14 protein-coding genes and 1 riboswitch are annotated in these 15,923 nt (G+C 75.2%); of the genes, 11 read left to right on the forward strand and 3 right to left on the reverse strand.

Features of this window, described 5'->3' with window-relative positions; genetic code table 11:
* Positions 1-3: 3 nt before the first annotated feature.
* Both eda and mgrA read left to right on the forward strand, forming a co-directional pair.
* Positions 4-642: a bifunctional 4-hydroxy-2-oxoglutarate aldolase/2-dehydro-3-deoxy-phosphogluconate aldolase gene (gene eda / locus ACFEMC_RS03890; protein ID WP_380173803.1), complete on the forward strand. Its 639-nt coding sequence runs from the start codon at positions 4-6 to the stop codon at positions 640-642.
* Positions 639-1,682 (forward strand): L-glyceraldehyde 3-phosphate reductase, encoded by a 1,044-nt coding sequence (gene mgrA, locus ACFEMC_RS03895; protein WP_380173805.1) that lies wholly within the window; start codon positions 639-641, stop codon positions 1,680-1,682. The genes eda and mgrA overlap by 4 nt, the downstream gene beginning before the upstream one ends.
* A gap of 30 nt (positions 1,683-1,712) precedes the next feature.
* On the opposite strand, the gene ACFEMC_RS03900 is transcribed toward mgrA, so the two are convergent.
* Positions 1,713-2,168 carry a DUF4383 domain-containing protein gene (locus tag ACFEMC_RS03900; RefSeq protein ID WP_380173807.1) on the reverse strand — a complete coding sequence of 152 codons (456 nt, stop codon included), beginning with the start codon at positions 2,166-2,168 and terminating at the stop codon, positions 1,713-1,715.
* A 58-nt stretch (positions 2,169-2,226) separates the two neighbouring features.
* Positions 2,227-2,327, forward strand: a riboswitch (TPP riboswitch).
* Between ACFEMC_RS03900 and thiM the strand changes: the two genes are divergently transcribed.
* The 9 genes from thiM (at position 2,320) to ACFEMC_RS03945 (ending at position 13,432) form a co-directional block, all read left to right on the forward strand.
* Entirely contained in the window at positions 2,320-3,147 is an 828-nt protein-coding gene (gene thiM, locus ACFEMC_RS03905) for a hydroxyethylthiazole kinase (RefSeq protein WP_380173809.1), read from the forward strand. Its footprint overlaps the riboswitch before it by 8 nt.
* Entirely contained in the window at positions 3,144-3,773 is a 630-nt protein-coding gene (gene thiE / locus ACFEMC_RS03910) for a thiamine phosphate synthase (RefSeq protein WP_380173811.1), read from the forward strand. Before thiM ends, thiE begins: the two co-directional genes overlap by 4 nt.
* Positions 3,770-4,609 carry a bifunctional hydroxymethylpyrimidine kinase/phosphomethylpyrimidine kinase gene (gene thiD / locus ACFEMC_RS03915; protein WP_380173813.1) on the forward strand — a complete coding sequence of 280 codons (840 nt, stop codon included), beginning with the start codon at positions 3,770-3,772 and terminating at the stop codon, positions 4,607-4,609. Before thiE ends, thiD begins: the two co-directional genes overlap by 4 nt.
* Entirely contained in the window at positions 4,606-5,286 is a 681-nt protein-coding gene (locus ACFEMC_RS03920; RefSeq protein ID WP_380173815.1) for a TenA family protein, read from the forward strand. The genes thiD and ACFEMC_RS03920 overlap by 4 nt, the downstream gene beginning before the upstream one ends.
* A gap of 14 nt (positions 5,287-5,300) precedes the next feature.
* Entirely contained in the window at positions 5,301-7,532 is a 2,232-nt protein-coding gene (locus ACFEMC_RS03925) for a serine hydrolase (protein WP_380173817.1), read from the forward strand.
* A 48-nt stretch (positions 7,533-7,580) separates the two neighbouring features.
* On the forward strand, positions 7,581-8,807 hold the full coding sequence (locus ACFEMC_RS03930; protein ID WP_380173819.1) for an acetate/propionate family kinase: 1,227 nt from the start codon (positions 7,581-7,583) through the stop codon (positions 8,805-8,807).
* Positions 8,808-8,849: 42 nt separating this feature from the next.
* Entirely contained in the window at positions 8,850-10,961 is a 2,112-nt protein-coding gene (pta, locus tag ACFEMC_RS03935) for a phosphate acetyltransferase (protein ID WP_380173821.1), read from the forward strand.
* A gap of 199 nt (positions 10,962-11,160) precedes the next feature.
* Complete coding sequence (locus ACFEMC_RS03940) at positions 11,161-12,864, forward strand: DEAD/DEAH box helicase (RefSeq protein WP_380173823.1); 1,704 nt, start codon at positions 11,161-11,163, stop codon at positions 12,862-12,864.
* A 127-nt stretch (positions 12,865-12,991) separates the two neighbouring features.
* Positions 12,992-13,432, forward strand: coding sequence for an OsmC family peroxiredoxin (locus tag ACFEMC_RS03945; RefSeq protein ID WP_380173825.1), 441 nt, complete (start codon positions 12,992-12,994; stop codon positions 13,430-13,432).
* A 3-nt stretch (positions 13,433-13,435) separates the two neighbouring features.
* On the opposite strand, the gene ACFEMC_RS03950 is transcribed toward ACFEMC_RS03945, so the two are convergent.
* Together ACFEMC_RS03950 and ACFEMC_RS03955 are read right to left on the reverse strand one after the other, a co-directional pair.
* Positions 13,436-14,794, reverse strand: a complete 1,359-nt coding sequence (locus ACFEMC_RS03950) for a serine hydrolase domain-containing protein (protein ID WP_380173827.1) — start codon at positions 14,792-14,794, stop codon at positions 13,436-13,438.
* Positions 14,795-14,921: 127 nt separating this feature from the next.
* The gene (locus ACFEMC_RS03955) at positions 14,922-15,608 is read right to left on the reverse strand and encodes a lysophospholipid acyltransferase family protein (protein WP_380173829.1); all 687 of its coding nucleotides are present in this window, start codon (positions 15,606-15,608) and stop codon (positions 14,922-14,924) included.
* Between the last annotated feature and the right edge of the window lie 315 nt (positions 15,609-15,923).

Consider the following 15,923-nt stretch of genomic DNA (forward strand, 5'->3'; position numbering starts at 1 on the left):
CCCGTGTCGCCATCCAGTGTTCTCGACGTCTCCCCGGTCGTGCCCGTCGTCGTCGTCGAGGACGTCACCACGGCCGTCCCGCTGGCCCGTGCCCTGCTGGCGGGCGGCATCGGGGTGGTGGAGCTGACCCTGCGGACGCCCGTCGCGCTCGACGCCGTGCGGGCCGTCGCCGCGGAGGTGCCCGACATCCTGCTCGGCGTGGGCACCTGCACGTCCGCCGACGACGTGGCCCGCGCGGTCGACGCGGGGGCGCAGTTCCTCGTCAGCCCGGGGACGACGCCCTCGATCGTCGGGGCCGCCCGGGACCGGGGCGTACCGCTGCTGCCGGGGGTCGCGACCGTCTCCGAGGCCCTGGTGGCCCTGGAACTCGGGGTCCACGAGCTGAAGTTCTTCCCCGCGCAGCAGTCCGGTGGCGCCCCGTTCCTGGCGGCGCTGCGCACGGTCCTGCCACAGGTGAGGTTCTGCCCGACCGGGGGGATCTCGCCGGCGAACGCGGGGGAGTACCTCGCGCTGACGAACGTCGGGTGCGTCGGCGGCAGCTGGCTCACCCCGGCCGACGCCCTGGCCGCGGGGGACTTCGCGCGCGTCGAGGAACTGGCCCGTGCCGCCGCCGCCCTGCGCGTGGCAGGATCGCCGACGTGAGCCCCACCACGTACACCGCTGACGCTGGACGGTACGAGTCCATGCCCTACCGCCGCTGCGGACGCAGCGGCCTGGAACTCCCGGCGCTCTCGCTCGGGTTCTGGCACAACTTCGGCGACGACAAGCCGTTCCAGACCCAGCGCGACATCACCCGCCGCGCGTTCGACCTGGGCATCACCCACTTCGACCTCGCGAACAACTACGGCCCGCCCTACGGCACCGCCGAGACGAACTTCGGGCGGCTGTTCCGCGAGGACTTCAAGCCCTACCGCGACGAACTCGTCATCTCCTCCAAGGCCGGCTGGGACATGTGGCCCGGGCCGTACGGGGACCGCGGGTCGCGCAAGTACCTGACGGCCTCCCTGGACCAGTCGCTGCAGCGCATGGGCCTGGACTACGTCGACATCTTCTACCACCACCGCCCGGACCCGGACACCCCGCTCGAGGAGACGATGGGGGCGCTCGACGCCATCGTCCGCTCGGGCAAGGCGCTGTACGTCGGGATCTCCTCCTACGGCCCCGAGCGCACGCTGCAGGCCTCGCGGATCCTGCGCGACCTCGGCACCCCGCTGCTGATCCACCAGCCGTCGTACTCGATGTTCAACCGCTGGATCGAGTCCGGTCTGCTGGACGTCCTGGAGTCCGAGGGCGTCGGCTGCATCCCCTTCACCGCGCTCGCGCAGGGGTTGCTGACGAACCGCTACCTCCACGGGATCCCCGAGGACTCCCGTGCGGCGCAGGGCAAGTCGCTCGACCCGTCGATCCTGAACGAGGAGACGCTGCGGCGGATCCGGGGTCTGCAGGAGATCGCCTCGGGGCGCGGTCAGACACTGGCGCAGCTCGCCCTGGCCTGGACGTTGCGGGACCGGCGCGTGACCACGACGCTCATCGGCGCCAGTTCGGTGCAGCAGGTCGAGGACAACGTCGCCGCGGTGCAGAACCTCGAGTTCACCGACTCCGAACTGACCGCGATCGAGGAGTTCGCCGTCGACTCCGGCGTCGACCTGTGGGCCGGCGTCCGCGAGGGCGGCGAGGCCTGAGGACCCCCGGACTGCGCTGACCCGTGCGGGTCAGCGCAGTTCGGCGGTGGACTGCCGCCGCCCGGCCTTCACCGGCACGAGGGCGATGACGACGCCGGCCGCGGCGAGGACGCCGTGCAGCGTCGTGATCGGCCAGGCCAGGTTCAGGGCGGTGTCGCCCGAGCCGTCGCTGGAGGCACCCCACGCGAAGAGGCCGGCGAACGCCAGGAACACCACGATCCCGTACCAGCGGGCCCGACGGCGTCCCGTGCGGGCGAGGAGGCCCAGCACCCCGAGCACGAGGTGCACGGCGCTGGAGAGCGGGTTGACCGAGAACCCGATGACCTGCTGCTCCTGCGTACCGCCCGTCCAGTCGGAGAACCCGGACACCACGAACCCGGCGACCCCGAAGACCACGAGCAGGCCCCCGACGACGAGCGACAGGTGCTGACCGGCGGTCGTCCGCGGGTGCACCGACAGGTCCGATCCCGACAGGTTCAAGCTCATGCGGTGGGGCTACCCCCGCGAACCCCCGGCAAACGGGAGCGGACGGCGGTGTAGCGTTCGCGGCGACACGGGGTGCTGCGTGCGGATCGCGCAGCTGAGATCACACCCGTCGCACCTGATTCAGGTAATGCTGACGAAGGGATGTCGCGGCATGGCTGCACCCTCCACGACCGGTTCCACGACGGTGTCCGCCCAGGACGTCGCCCGCGCCCGCGAGGCCGTGGCCCAGGGGGCACCCCTGGTCCAGTGCCTCACCAACTCGGTGGTGCAGACCATCACCGCCAACGCCCTGCTCGCCGTCGGGGCCGCCCCCGCGATGGTGGACAACGTCCACGAGTCGGCCGCGTTCGCGGCGCTCGCCTCCGCCGTCCTCGTCAACGTCGGGACGCTCGACGAGACGAAGGCGCAGGCCATGGCCTTGGCCGCGGGGTCGGCGCGCGAGCACGGGCGGCCCTGGGTGCTGGACCCGGTGGCCGTGGGCGGGCTGGAGTTCCGCACGCGGATCGCGCGGGGGCTGCTCGACCACGCTCCGACCGTGGTGCGCGGCAACGCCTCCGAGGTGATGGGCCTGGCCGGGGCGGGAGCCGGCGGCCGCGGGGTCGACGCGACCGACGGGGCCGAGGACGCCGTGGAGGCGGCCCGCGAGCTCAGCGCCCGCACCGGCGGGGTCGTCGCCGTGTCGGGGCCCGTCGACGTCCTCGTCCACGGCGAGCGCACGGTCCGCGTTTCCGGCGGGCACGTCCTGCTCACCCGCACGACGGGGGCGGGGTGCTCGCTCGGGGCGCTCGTCGCCGCCTACGCTTCGGCCGAACCCGACCCGCTCGTCGCCACCGCCGCCGCGCACCTGCACGTCGCCGTCGCGGCCGAACGCGCGGCGGCACGGGCCGACCGGCCTGGGTCCTTCGCGATCGCCTGGCTCGACGAGCTCGACGCCGTGGGACCGCAGGACGTGCGCGACGGCGCCGGACGCCTCGCGTGAGAGCGCCCTTCCGGCCCACGCTCTACCTCGTCACCGACACCGTCCAGTGCGGTGACCGCGGCGTCCCCGCCGTCGTCCGCGCCGCCGTCGCCGGTGGGGTCGACGCCGTCCAGGTGCGCGCCAAGGAGGGCTCGGACCGCGAGCGCCTCGCGCTCGTCGTCGCCGTCCGGGACGTGCTGCGGGACACCGGGGTCCCGCTGCTGGTGAACGACGCCGTGGACGTCGCGCTGGCGGCTGGCGTCGACGGCGTGCACCTGGGGCAGAGCGACCTGCCGGCGCGGGAGGTGCGGCGGATCGCGCCGGACCTGCTGCTGGGGTTGTCGGTCTCGACGCCGGAGCAGGCCGCGGCGGTGGACCCGGCCGTCGTCGACCACCTCGGCGTCGGGCCCGTGCGGGACACGGCGACGAAACCGGACGCGGCCGCGGCCCTCGGGGCGGACGGCGTCGCGGCGGTCGTCGCGGCGTCGCCGGTGCCCTGCGTGGCGATCGGCGGGATCCACCTGGACAACCTGGACTCTCTGCGCGGCACGGGGATCAGCGGGTTCTGCGTGGTCTCGGAGATCTGCGGCGCGGCCGACCCGGAGCGGGCGGCGCGGGAGCTGCGCGCCCAGTGGGAGCGGCGGTGAGCGCGCGGACCGCCGTCCCCGTGGCCCTGACGATCGCGGGCAGCGACTCCGGCGGCGGGGCCGGGATCCAGGCCGACCTCAAGACCTTCGCGGCGCACGGCGTCTTCGGCACGAGCGTGCTGACGGCGCTGACGGCGCAGAACACCCGCGGTGTCCGCGGGGTGCACGTCGTGCCCGCGGCGTTCGTCACCGAGCAGCTCGAGGCCGTGCTGGAGGACATCACCGTCCACGCCACGAAGATCGGGATGCTCGCCGACGCGCAGGTCGTGGCCGCCGTCGTCGCCGCGGTGCGACGCGGGGGCCTCGGGCCCGTCGTGCTGGACCCGGTGATGGTGGCCACGAGCGGGGACCGGCTGCTGGACGCGGCCGCTGTCGCCGCCGTCCGCGAGGACCTGCTGCCCGTCGCCGACCTCGTGACCCCGAACGTCCCGGAGGCGGCCGTCCTGCTCAACGCCGAGCCGGCGACGGACCTGGACCAGGCGCGGGTGCAGGCCCGCGAGCTGTTCTTCCGCACGGGGACCGCGGTGCTGCTCAAGGGCGGTCACCTCCCGGGGCCCGAGAGCGTCGACGTCCTCGTCGGGCCCGCGGGGGAGACGGTGCTGCGGCGCCCCCGCGTCGACACGACGGCGACGCACGGGACGGGCTGCACCCTGTCCGCCGCCCTCGCCGCCCGGGCCGCGCTGCACCCCGGGGCCGACTGGGACGCCCTGGCCGGGCCGGCGCGGGACTACCTGCAGTCGGCCCTGCTCGCCGGACGGACCCTCGGGGTCGGGTCGGGACAGGCGGGTGCGCACGGTCCGCTGGACCACGCGTTCGCGCTGCGGGAGGTCCGGTGAGTGCCGTCGCGAGCTTCACCGCCTCCGCGTGGGAGCGGACCGCCGCGGTGCGGGGCGCCGTCGAACGGTGCGCGTTCCTCGCCGAGCTCGCCGACGGCACGCTCGACCCGGGCGTCTTCCGCCACTACCTCGAACAGGACGCCCTCTACCTCCAGGGCTACGCGCGGGCGCTGTCGTTGCTGGCCGCCCGTGCTCCCGACGCGGGCGCCGCCGGGTTCTGGGCGTCCTCGGCGCACGGTGCGGCCGTCGTGGAGTCCTCGCTGCACGGCGACCTGCTCGAGGCGGGCGTGCTGCCCGCCGGGGACGGGAGGCCGCCGGTCGCCTCGCCGACGACGCTCGGGTACGTCGCGCACCTCGTCGCCACGGCCGCCACCGCGCCCTACGCGGTCGGGGCGGCCGCCGTGCTGCCCTGCTTCTGGGTCTACGCCGACGCCGGGCGCCGGCTGGCCGCGCGGGCCCGGCTCGTGGAGGGCCACCCCTTCGCGCGGTGGGTCGCGGCGTACGACGACCCCGCCTTCCAGGCCGCGACGGCGACGGCCCGCGACCTCGTGGACGCCGCGGCCCGTCCCGACGTCGAGGAGGCCATGCACGAGGCCTTCGCCGTGGCGACCCGCTACGAGTGGCTGTTCTGGGAGACCGCGCACCGGCGGGAGGGCTGGCCCGACCCCACGGAATGAGAGGCTCGGTACCGATGACCTCTCCCCGCTCGGTCCTGACGCCGTCCGCGCCCACCCGGACCCGCGACCCGCTGCTGGACGGGCTGCGGACCGTCGCGCTCGTCCGGGTGCTCCTGTGGCACGCGCTGGCGTGGGCCTGGCTGTCCTGGGTCTTCCCGGCCATGCCGGTGATGTTCTTCCTCGCGGGGTCGCTGCTCGCGTCGAGCCTGGGGCGCGGTGGCTGGGCGGGCACGGTCCTGCGGCGGGCGCGCCGCCTGCTCGTGCCGTTCTGGGTCTTCGGCGGCGCGGTGCTCGTCACGACGGTCCTCACCGCCCGGCGGGCGGGCGAGCAGGTGGAGCTCACGGACGCGTGGCGCTGGGTGCTGCCCCTGCTGCCCCCGGTCGGTGCGGAGGGCCAGCAGGGCTGGCTGACCTCCCACCTCTGGTACGTCAGCGACTACCTGTGGCTCGTGGCCCTGGCGCCCGTCGTCGTGCGCTGCGCTCGCCGTCCCGTCGTCGCGTCCGTCGTCGCCTTCGCGGGGCTGGCCCTCCTGGAGCTCGGGCCGCGCGCAGGGCTGCCCACCCCGGTGGGGGCGCTGCGCACGGGGGTCGGGGACGCCCTCTGCTACGGCCTCTTCGCCGTGCTCGGGGCGGCCTGGGCCGGTCGTCCGGCGCTGCCGGGACGTGCCGTCCTGGCCGTCGTCGCCGTCACCGGGGTGGGCGGCGCGCTGGCTCTGACGGCGGTGGTCCCGCTGGACCGCGGGTCGTTGAACTCCTCGTGGCTGCTGCTGGCGCTGGCCGCCCTCGGCTGGCTGGCGGCGCTCGGGCTCGTCGAGCGACCGCTGCGCCGGTGGTCGGCCCGCGGGGGAGCGGTCCTGCGGGGTGTGACGGCCCGCGCGGTGACGATCTACCTGTGGCACCCGGCCGCGATCGTGCTGACGCGCACCGCCGTCGACGAGCTCCGGCCGCCGGGAGGGGCGTGGACGGCGGTCCCGCTCGTCGTGGCCGGTTCGGTGGCCCTCACGGCCGTGGCGGTCCTCGCCGTCGGCTGGGTCGAGGACGTCGCCGGCGGCCGGGCGCCCCGGTGGTGGCCCGTCCGCGGGGCCCGGCCGGCCCGGCCGGCGCTGTTGCCGCCCGCCGCGCTGGCGCCCGTCACGGCCGGTTGCCTCGCGCTGTCCGTCGCCTTCGCGGGCGGGCCCAGCCCGTCGCTGCTCGCCATCCCCGGCCCGTCGGACCGCAGCGCCCTGGAGCAGTCCGCCTTCGACGCCGTCGCCGACCCGGACGTGGTGCTGCCGACGCGGGCGGAACCGCTGCCGGAGCTGCCCGGCGACGTGCTGCAGCAGGCCCTGGACGACTGGGTGGCCCGCACCGACGGCATCGACGCCGCGAGCGTGGGCGTCGCCTCCGGGGCGCAGCGCTGGGACGCGGTGTGGGAGGGGACGAGCTCGGTCGCGCTCGGCACGGGCCTGCCGGCCGGCGAACCGGTGCTCGCGGCGTCGCTCACCAAGGGCGTCACGGCCGCCCTCGTCCTGCAGGAGGCGACGCGCGGGACGATCGACCTCGACGCGCCCGTCCCCGACCTCGACGGGGTCCCGCCCGGGACGCGGGTCACGCCCCGCCAGCTGCTCCACCACGCCGGCGGCCTGCCGCAGTACACCGAGACGCCGGGGTTCGACCCCGACCGCGTGTGGAGCCCGGTCGACCTCGTGGCGCTCGCCGTGCAGGCACCGCCGCTCTTCGCCCCGGGGGAGCAGGTCAGCTACTCCAACAGCGGGTTCCTCTGGCTCGGCCTGCTCCTGGAGCAGGTGACGGGACAGCCGTACGCCGACCTCGTCGCCGAGCGCGTGGCAGGCCCGCTGGGCCTGGGGACGATGACCGTCGAGCAGCGCGAGGTCCCCGGCTGGGTGGGGTTCTCCTCCGGCGGCGTCGTCGCCTCGCCGGGCGACCTGGCCCGGTGGCAGGGCGCGCTGTTCTCCTCCGACCTCGTCCTGACCCCGCAGGCCCGTGCCGAGCTCGTCGACCTGCGGCCGCTCGGCAACGGGCTCGGCGTCTGGCCCTCCTGCCCGTGCGGCACGGACCCCGACGGGACGCGCTGGGCCATGGGCTGGGGGCAGTCCGTCAACGCGGGCGGTGCCTTCGCCCTGCCCGCCGAGCACGTGGCCGTCATGGGGTACCTGCAGCCCGAGGGGGACCGGGCGCTGGAGGTCGCCGCCGACCTCGCGACGACGCTGGCGGCGGCCCTGCCGGGCCGTGTCGGGGGTGCGTGAGAGCCTGCCGGTGGCGGGTGAGGTCAGGTCGTTCGGAGGGGGTCGTGCGTGTCCAGCAGCGGGTCGGTCGTGGTGGTGAACTGCGGGAGCTCGTCGGTCAAGCTCGCGCTGGTGGACCCGGAGACGGGGGAGCGCGCCCTCAGCTGCCTCGGCGAGCGCATCGGGAGCCCCGACGCCGTCGTGCACATGACGACGACCTCGGGCGGGGAGTCCAGGACGCGCACCATCACGCCGGCCGCGACGACGCACCGCGGCGCCCTCGCGCACGTCCTGCAGCGACTCCTCGACCTCGACCTCCCGCCGCTGCTCGGCGTCGGGCACCGCGTCGTGCAGGGCGGGTCGGTGTTCCGCGGGTCCGTCCGCATCGACGACCGCGTCCTGGGGCAGATCCACGAGCTGTCGGCGCTCGCGCCCCTGCACAACCCGGCGAACGCCTCCGGCATCGAGGCCGCCCGCGCGGTCCTGCCCGACCTCGAGCACGTGGCCGTCTTCGACACGGCGTTCCACCAGACGATGCCCGAGGTGAACTACCGGTACGCCGTGCCCGCGCGCTGGTACGAGGAGTTCGGCGTCCGCCGCTACGGCATGCACGGCACGAGCCACCGGTTCGTCAGCCAGCGCGCCGCGCAGATCCTCACCGAGGCCGACGGCCGGGACCCGGCGACGCTCAAGACGGTCGTCGCGCACCTCGGGAACGGCTGCAGCGCAACGGCCGTGCTCGGGGGCCGGTCCGTCGACACGACGATGGGGCTGACGCCCCTGGAGGGGCTGGTCATGGGGACGCGCTCCGGCGACCTAGACCCGGCCGTCGTCGAGCTCGTCGCCGACCGCACGGGTGAGAGCGTCACCGAGATCGTCCGGCAGCTGAACTCCGCCTCGGGCCTCCTGGCGCTGTCGGGGCTGTCGAACGACGTCCGGACCCTGTCGGGCAAGGCCGCCGAGGGGCACGCCGGTGCGCGGCTCGCCCTCGAGGTCTTCGTCCACCGCGCGGCCAAGCACGTCGCCGCCCTGACGGTCTCGCTCGGCGGGCTCGACGCCCTCGTGCTCACCGGCGGCATCGGGGAGAACGCGGTGAACGTCCGCTCGATGCTGCTGGCCCGGCTCGCCCACCTCGGGCTCGTCGAGGACCCCGCCGCCAACGCCGACCACGGCCGCGGGTCGACGCCGGCCGGACGCATCACCGTCTCCGGTCCGGGGCCGCTGGCGATGGTCGTGCCCACCGACGAGGAGCTCCTCATCGCCCGCGACACCGTCGCCCTGGTCCGTCAGCACTGACCCCCACGGGCCCGACGGTCCCACGTGCGGGAGGGTGGACGCATGGCCCGCGTGCTGCTCGTCGTCCCCACCGGTCACGGCGCCGGTCTCACCTCGACCTGCCTCGGGCTGGTCCGCGCCCTCGACGCGCGCGGGGTGGACGTCGGGTTCCACAAACCGCTCGCGCAGTCGACGCGGTCGGGGGAACCGGACCGGTCGGTGGCCCTCGTCCGGCTGACCACGACCCTGGACCCGAGCGAGCCGATCGCCTCGGGCCACGTCGTGGAACGGCTCTCCCGCGGTGAGGTCGACGACCTCATGGAGGAGGTCGTGGCGGCCGCCGAGACGGTGCTCGCCGCGCACGACGTCGTCGTCGTCGAGGGGCTGGCGCCCTCGGCGGACCAGGTGTTCTCCGGCCGGGTGAACCAGGCCCTCGCGACGGCGCTGGACGCCGACGTGCTGCTCGTCGGGTCCGCCGGTCTGCTCGGCGCCGAACCCGGTGCGCCCGAACGCATCGCGGAGGACATGGCCGTCACCGCGGGGACCTACCGCGCCGGGGAGGCCCTGCGGGTCGTCGGGGGGGTGGTGTCCCGCTGGCCCGTGGCCGGGGACCCCGAGACCGCCGTCGCGCGCGTCGCGGCCCTGCGCGGGGCGCTGGGGCACCACGAGATCCCGCTCGTCGGCGTCGTGCCGTTCCGCGGCGACCTCACGTGGCCCCGCGTGCGCGACCTCGTCCACGGCCTCGACCACGAGCTCGACATGGAGGTCCTCACCCACGGCGACCAGGGCCGGCGCATCAAGGAGGTCGTCGTCGCGGCGCAGGCCGTCCCGGGGATGCTGCCGCTCCTGCGCGAGGGCCGGCTCATCCTCGTCCCGGGGGACCGGCACGACGTCGTCATGGCCACCTGCCTGGCCGCGCTCAACGGCACCCGGCTGGCCGGGCTGCTGCTGACCGCCGGGGTCGGCATGGACCCGCGGGTGGGGGAGCTGACCGCCGCGGCCGCCGCCACGGGGTTGCCCATCCTGCGCTCGGGACGCAGCACCTACGCGACCGCGACGGCCGTGAACCGCCTCGACCCGGAGGTCCCCGCCGACGACGCCGAGCGGGCGCTCGCGCTCGCCGCGACCGTCGCGGACGCGCTCGACCCCGGCTGGCTGGCGCAGCTGCCCACCGCCGCGCACCGTCCCCGGCTGTCGCCCGCCGCCTTCCGCCGGCGCCTGACGACGCTGGCCGCCGAACGGGTGCAGCGCATCGTCCTGCCCGAGGGGACCGAACCCCGCACCGTGCAGGCGGCCGCGATCTGCGCCCAGCGCGGCATCGCCCGGCCCGTGCTGCTCGGCGCGCCCGACGAGGTCGCCGCCGTCGCCGCGGGCCTCGGGCTGACCCTGCCCGACGGCGTCGAGGTGCTCGACCCGGCCGACCTCGTCGAGCAGTACGTCGACGTGCTCGTCGAGGCCCGCAAGCACAAGGGCCTGCAGCCCGACGTGGCCCGCGACTCCCTGGCCGACCCCATCTGGCTCGGCACGACGATGCTGCAGGCCGGCGACGTCGACGGCCTCGTCGCCGGCGCCGTGCACACCACCGCCGCCACCGTCCGCCCTGCGCTGCAGGTGATCCGGACCAAGCCCGGGGCCCGGCTGGTGTCCAGCGTGTTCTTCATGTGCCTGCCCGACGACGTCGTCATCTACGGCGACTGCGCCGTGAACCCCGACCCCGGTCCGGAGGACCTCGCCGACATCGCCCTGCAGTCGGCGGCCTCCGCGCGGGCGTTCGGCATCGAGCCGCGGGTGGCGATGATCAGCTTCTCCACGGGCTCCTCGGGGTCGGGCTCGAGCGTGGACAAGGTGGCCGAGGCGACCCGCATCGCCCGCGAGCGCGACCCCGACCTCGTCATCGACGGCCCGCTGCAGTACGACGCCGCCGCGGTGGCGTCGGTGGCCGCGTCGAAGGCGCCGGACTCGCCCGTCGCCGGCCGCGCCACGGTGTTCGTCTTCCCCGACCTCAACACGGGCAACACGACCTACAAAGCGGTGCAGCGCAACGCAGGCGTCATCTCGGTGGGTCCGATGCTGCAGGGGCTCGCCAAGCCCGTCAACGACCTGTCGCGCGGTGCGCTCGTGGACGACATCGTCTACACGATCGCGCTCACGGCCATCCAGGCGTCCCGAGGGTGAGCGGGGGCTGAGCGCGCGTGGGAAGAAGGCGGGGCTGAGGCCTGTTACCCTTGAGGCGACGGTGTCGATGCCGTCCACTCAGCGGGCGAGCCGCCCGCGAGGTCGCTTGAGTCTCATCCCTCAGCATCAGTGCGCATTCGCGTGTCCTGGGGGCGGACCGCCGTGCGGCCGACGAGCCCCACGTGGAGTTCACACACCCATGCCCCAGTACGACGACCGTTCGTACCGTTCCTCCCGCCCCCGCAATGACGAGGGTGGTTACCAGCGCCGCGATTCCCGCGCCTACACCGACCGCTACGAGCGGTCGGACCGCGGTGAGCGCTCCTTCGACCGCGACGACCGCCCCCGCGGCGGTGGCGGCTACTCCCGCGACGACCGTCCCCGCTCCGGTGGGTACGGCGCCCCGCGCAGCTCCGGCGGCTACCAGGGTCGTTCCGGCGGCAACGGCGGCGGCCGCTTCGGCGGCGCCCGTCGCAACGGCCCGCCGCGCAGCCCCCGCTCCTTCGCCCCGTCCGCGACCGAGCAGGCGCTCACCGCGGCCGAGGGCATCGAGGTCGTCGACGCGACCTTCTCCGAGCTCGGTCTGCCCGACGAGCTCGTCGCGGCCCTCGAGCGTCGCGGGATGACCGCGCCGTTCGCCATCCAGCAGCGCGTGCTGCCCGACGGCATCGCCGGCCGCGACATCCTCGGCCGCGCCCGCACCGGTTCCGGCAAGACGCTGGGCTTCGGCCTGCCGATGCTGGCTCGCCTGGCCCAGCAGAAGCGCGCCCGCATCACCGGTGCCCCCCGCGGTCTGGTCCTCGTGCCGACCCGCGAGCTCGCCATGCAGGTGGCCGACGCGCTGCGTCCCCTCGGTGACTCCCTCGACCTGCGGCTGTCCGTGGTCGTCGGCGGCGTCCCGTACGGCCGCCAGATCGCCGCGCTGCAGCGCGGGATCGACGTCCTCATCGCGACCCCGGGTCGCCTGGTGGACCTCATCGAGCGCGACGCCGTCTCGCTCGCCGAGGTCGACGTGGCCGTGCTCGACGAGGCCGACCACATGGCCGACCTGGGCTTCCTGCCCAACGTGCGCTCGATCATCGAGGGCACCAAGCAGGGCGGTCAGCGGATGTTCTTCTCGGCCACGCTGGACCGCGGTGTCGAGGCCCTCGTGACGGACTTCCTCACGGACCCGGCCTTCCACGCCGTCCCGGCCGACCCCGAGGACGTCGGGCACATGGAGCACCGCGTGTTCGCCGTGCGCCCGCACGACAAGCTCTCGATCCTCACCGAGATCAGCCAGCGTCCGGCGCGCTCGATCTTCTTCGTGCGCACCAAGCTCGGCGCCCAGCGCCTGGCCGACCAGCTGCGCGAGGCGGGCGCCCCCGCCGAGGCGATCCACGGTGACCTGCGCCAGTCGCAGCGTTCCAAGGCGATCGACGCCTTCTCGGCCGGGGAGACCCGCGTCCTGGTGGCCACCGACGTCGCGGCGCGCGGCATCCACGTCGACGACGTCGACCTCGTCGTGCACGTCGACCCGCCGAACGACCACAAGGACTACCTGCACCGCTCGGGCCGCACGGCCCGCGCCGGCGCCAAGGGCACGGTCCTCGCGATCGCCCTGCCCGACCAGGTCCGCCGCTACGGCTGGCTGCACCGCGACGCCGGTGTCAACGCCAACGCCGTGGAGAACGTCCTGGCCGGGGACGACACGGTCCGCGAGGTCGCCGAGTCCGGTGAGCCCGTCGTCATCAAGCCGCGTCGCACGACCGAGAACCGCGAGGGCCGTGGCCCGCGTCGCGGTGGCCCGCGTCGTGACGGCTTCCGCGGTGGCCCCCGTCGTGACGGTGGCTTCCGCGGCCCGCGCCGCGACGGCGGTGAGGGCTCCCGCGGCCCGCGCCGCGAGAGCGCCCCGCGCGACTGACCCGACCCACCCGGAGGGGGTGGTGAGCTTCGGCTCACCGCCCCCTCCGGCGTTCCCGTCCGGTGGCGGCGGGGGCCTGGTCTGGCGAGGATGTGTCCGCACGACCAACCCCGACCGTGGAGGACGCATGCCCACCCGCACCGCACGCACCGCCTGGAACGGCACCCTGGAGCAGGGCTCCGGCCAGGTCGAGCTGTCCAGCTCGAAGGTCGGCACCTACGACGTCTCGTTCCCCAAGCGGGCGGCCGACGACGCCGGCGGCACGACGAGCCCCGAGGAGCTCATCGCGGCCGCCCACTCCTCCTGCTACGCGATGCAGTTCTCGGCGCTGCTGGCCGAGGCCGGCGGCACGCCGGAGAACCTGGAGGTCGTCGCCGACGTCTCCCTCGGCCCGGACTCCGCGGGCGGGTTCAAGCTCACGGGCATCGCCCTGAAGGTCACCGGCGAGGTCAGCGGGATCGACGCCGCCAAGTTCGCCGAGGTGGCCCAGGCCGCCAAGGAGACGTGCCCCGTCTCCAAGGCGCTGACCGGTGTGGAGATCACCCTCGAGGCGTCCCTGGACTCCTGAGCTTCACGGCGCGAAGCGGTCCAGCGGCACCATCGTGATGCCGCTGGACCCTCGCAGCGTCGGCGTTCCGTCGGCGTGCCGCCCGCGGGTCCACGTCTCGGCGTAGCAGCCGAACCCGCCGTCCTCGCTCACCCGCAGGGTGTCGGCGTCGACGACCTCCAGGACCGTGGAGATGGACGTCGGGTCGGTCGCGTCTGTGCTCAGCGCCACGAGCCGGTTCCCCGCCCGGACGACGTCGACGACTCCCCACAGGTTCGCCCACCGACCGCAGAAGGGTGCGGGGTCGGCGGCCGGTTCCTCCTGCGACCAGTGCTTGCGCAGCAGGTCGACGAGCTTGACGGCCCCGAGGGCGAACTCGGTGGCCGGGCCGTCGATGCAGTTCGTCAGGACGGTGACGGCGAGGCCGTCGGCGGGGTCGACGACGCTCTTGGTGATGTGGCCCGGGAAACCCCCGGAGTGACCCACGAGCCGACGGTCCCCGCAGGGCTGACCGATGAACCCCAGCCCGTAGGTCACGTCCTCGTCGGCCGTCCACTCCGCGCGCAGGGCGAGGCGGCGGGAGTGTTCCGACAGCGGCCCCGGTCGACCCGGGACGTGGCTCGTGAACCAGGCGGTGAGGTCCTCGGCGGTGGAGCAGAAACCCGTCGCGGCCGCCATGTCCGCGGTCGACGGCTGCCGCAACGGCCGGCGGGGCCCGGTGGAGGCGGCCGAGTGCCCCGTCGCGAGCTCACCGGCGGCCGGCAGGTCGGACGTGGTGCGGGACAGGGCGAGCGGTGTCGTCAGCGTCGCCAGGTGCTCCCGGTAGGACGTCCCGGAGACGGCCTCGACGACGAGACCCAGCAGCGAGTAGCCGATGTTGGAGTACTTGAACCGCGAAGACCGCGGGACCAGGGAACCGCCGCGCTCGACCGCACCCCGCAACCCGTCGGTGTCGAGGAACTCGCCCTCCAGCTGCCAGAAGTCGCCGTCCACCCCGTCCCGCGTGACGCCCGCGGCGTGGCCGAGGAGTTCCCGCAACGTCGCCCGGCCCAGCTCGGCGTCGGCCGCGGCGACCCACGGGACGTGCTGGTCGAGGGAGTCGTCCAACCGCAGACGACCCTCGTCGGCGAGCGCCAGCACCGCCACGGCGGTGAACGTCTTGGAGTGGGACGCGACGCGGAACACGTGGTCGGTCCGCAGGGGGACGCCGTGCTCGACGTCGGCCCAGCCGTGGGCCGAGGAGTGCACCAGCTCGCCCTCGAACCGGACGGCGAACTGGACACCGGGGACCTGCAACCGCTCGCGGCGGAACGCCATCCAGCGCGCGGCGACGTCGGCGGCGGCCGCGACGACCTCGCGGCTGGTCGGGGGAGGGGTCGGCACCGCTCCACCGTAGACGCCGGTCACCGGACGGGGGTCGTCCCGGTGCCCGGTCGGGATCCCGCTGAAGAGGAAACGCCGCGGGTCGTCGAGCGGGTCGTCGTGCTGGCCGGGGCGACGTGCTGGGAGGTCACCGCCCGGCTGCCTGCCGTGGGGCCCCCCGTTCGGCGTGGACGTCGACGTACTCCTGCCCGGAGAGCCGGGCCACGGCCGCCTGCACCTCGTCCGTGATCGCCCGCAGCACCGCCGGGTCCGCGCCGCGCCCGTGGTGGTGCGAGAAGTCCATCGGCTCACCAAACACGACCCCCACGCGCCGCAGGCGCGGCAGCCGCGTGCGCCGGAACAACAGGTCCGTCCCCACGAGCGCCACCGGGACGACCGGCTGGCCGGAGGCGAGGGCGATGCGGGCCACCCCCGTGCGGCCGCGGTGCAGCCGGCCGTCGGGGGAACGGGTGCCCTCGGGGAAGATGCCGAAGCAGTGGCCCTGCGCGAGCGCCTCCACCGCGGCGTCGATGCCGGCCTGCGAGGCGCGGCCACCGGCGCGGTCGACGGGGATCATTCCGACGCCCCGGACGAACCAGCTCACGGCGCGACCGCGCAGGCCGCGGCCCGTGAACAGGTCGGCCCGGGCGACGAAGGAGACCCGGCGGGGCAGGACGACCGGCAGGAAGACGGGGTCCATCATCGACAGGTGGTTGGCCGCCAGGAGGGCCGGACCCGTCGCGGGGACGTTCTCCAGACCGACCACCCGGGGCCGGTACAGCGCGCGGCACAAGGGGCCGACCACCACGTCCGTCATCAGCCGGTAGAGGTCCATCGTGTCGGTCCGCTCCTCGGTCGCGCGGGCGCCGGCCGTCCTCGACCGTGCGGTTCGACCGCGATCATGCACGTCGCTCAGGCACCACGGCGCCCCAGCCCGCGGCGGGACGGTCCGAGCGGCCGCGCCGCGGTTGACGCAGGTCGCGCAGATGGGCAGGCTGCCGGGCACGGCGCGACCCGCGCCGAGTCCCTGTGGACCGGCCCCAGCCCGGTTCCCCGCCGGACGGAGGGGCCGCGCGCCTCGGGTCGCCGACCGAGTCCTCCGACCCGTCCGGTCGGGCCGCTGGGGGGCCGCGTGCCGGACGCGGAAGGT

Source organism: Kineococcus sp. DHX-1 (assembly GCF_042473625.1).
GTDB lineage: Bacteria > Actinomycetota > Actinomycetes > Actinomycetales > Kineococcaceae > Kineococcus.

Bases quoted from the DNA above. Each gene is read 5' to 3' on its own strand.
- ACFEMC_RS03900 (WP_380173807.1), bottom strand. From the start codon at position 2,168: ATGAGCTTGAACCTGTCGGGATCGGACCTGTCGGTGCACCCGCGGACG.
- thiM (WP_380173809.1), top strand. From the start codon at position 2,320: ATGGCTGCACCCTCCACGACCGGTTCCACGACGGTGTCCGCCCAGGAC.
- ACFEMC_RS03925 (WP_380173817.1), top strand. From the start codon at position 5,301: ATGACCTCTCCCCGCTCGGTCCTGACGCCGTCCGCGCCCACCCGGACC.
- pta (WP_380173821.1), top strand. From the start codon at position 8,850: ATGGCCCGCGTGCTGCTCGTCGTCCCCACCGGTCACGGCGCCGGTCTC.
- ACFEMC_RS03940 (WP_380173823.1), top strand. From the start codon at position 11,161: ATGCCCCAGTACGACGACCGTTCGTACCGTTCCTCCCGCCCCCGCAAT.
- ACFEMC_RS03945 (WP_380173825.1), top strand. From the start codon at position 12,992: ATGCCCACCCGCACCGCACGCACCGCCTGGAACGGCACCCTGGAGCAG.
- ACFEMC_RS03955 (WP_380173829.1), bottom strand. From the start codon at position 15,608: ATGGACCTCTACCGGCTGATGACGGACGTGGTGGTCGGCCCCTTGTGC.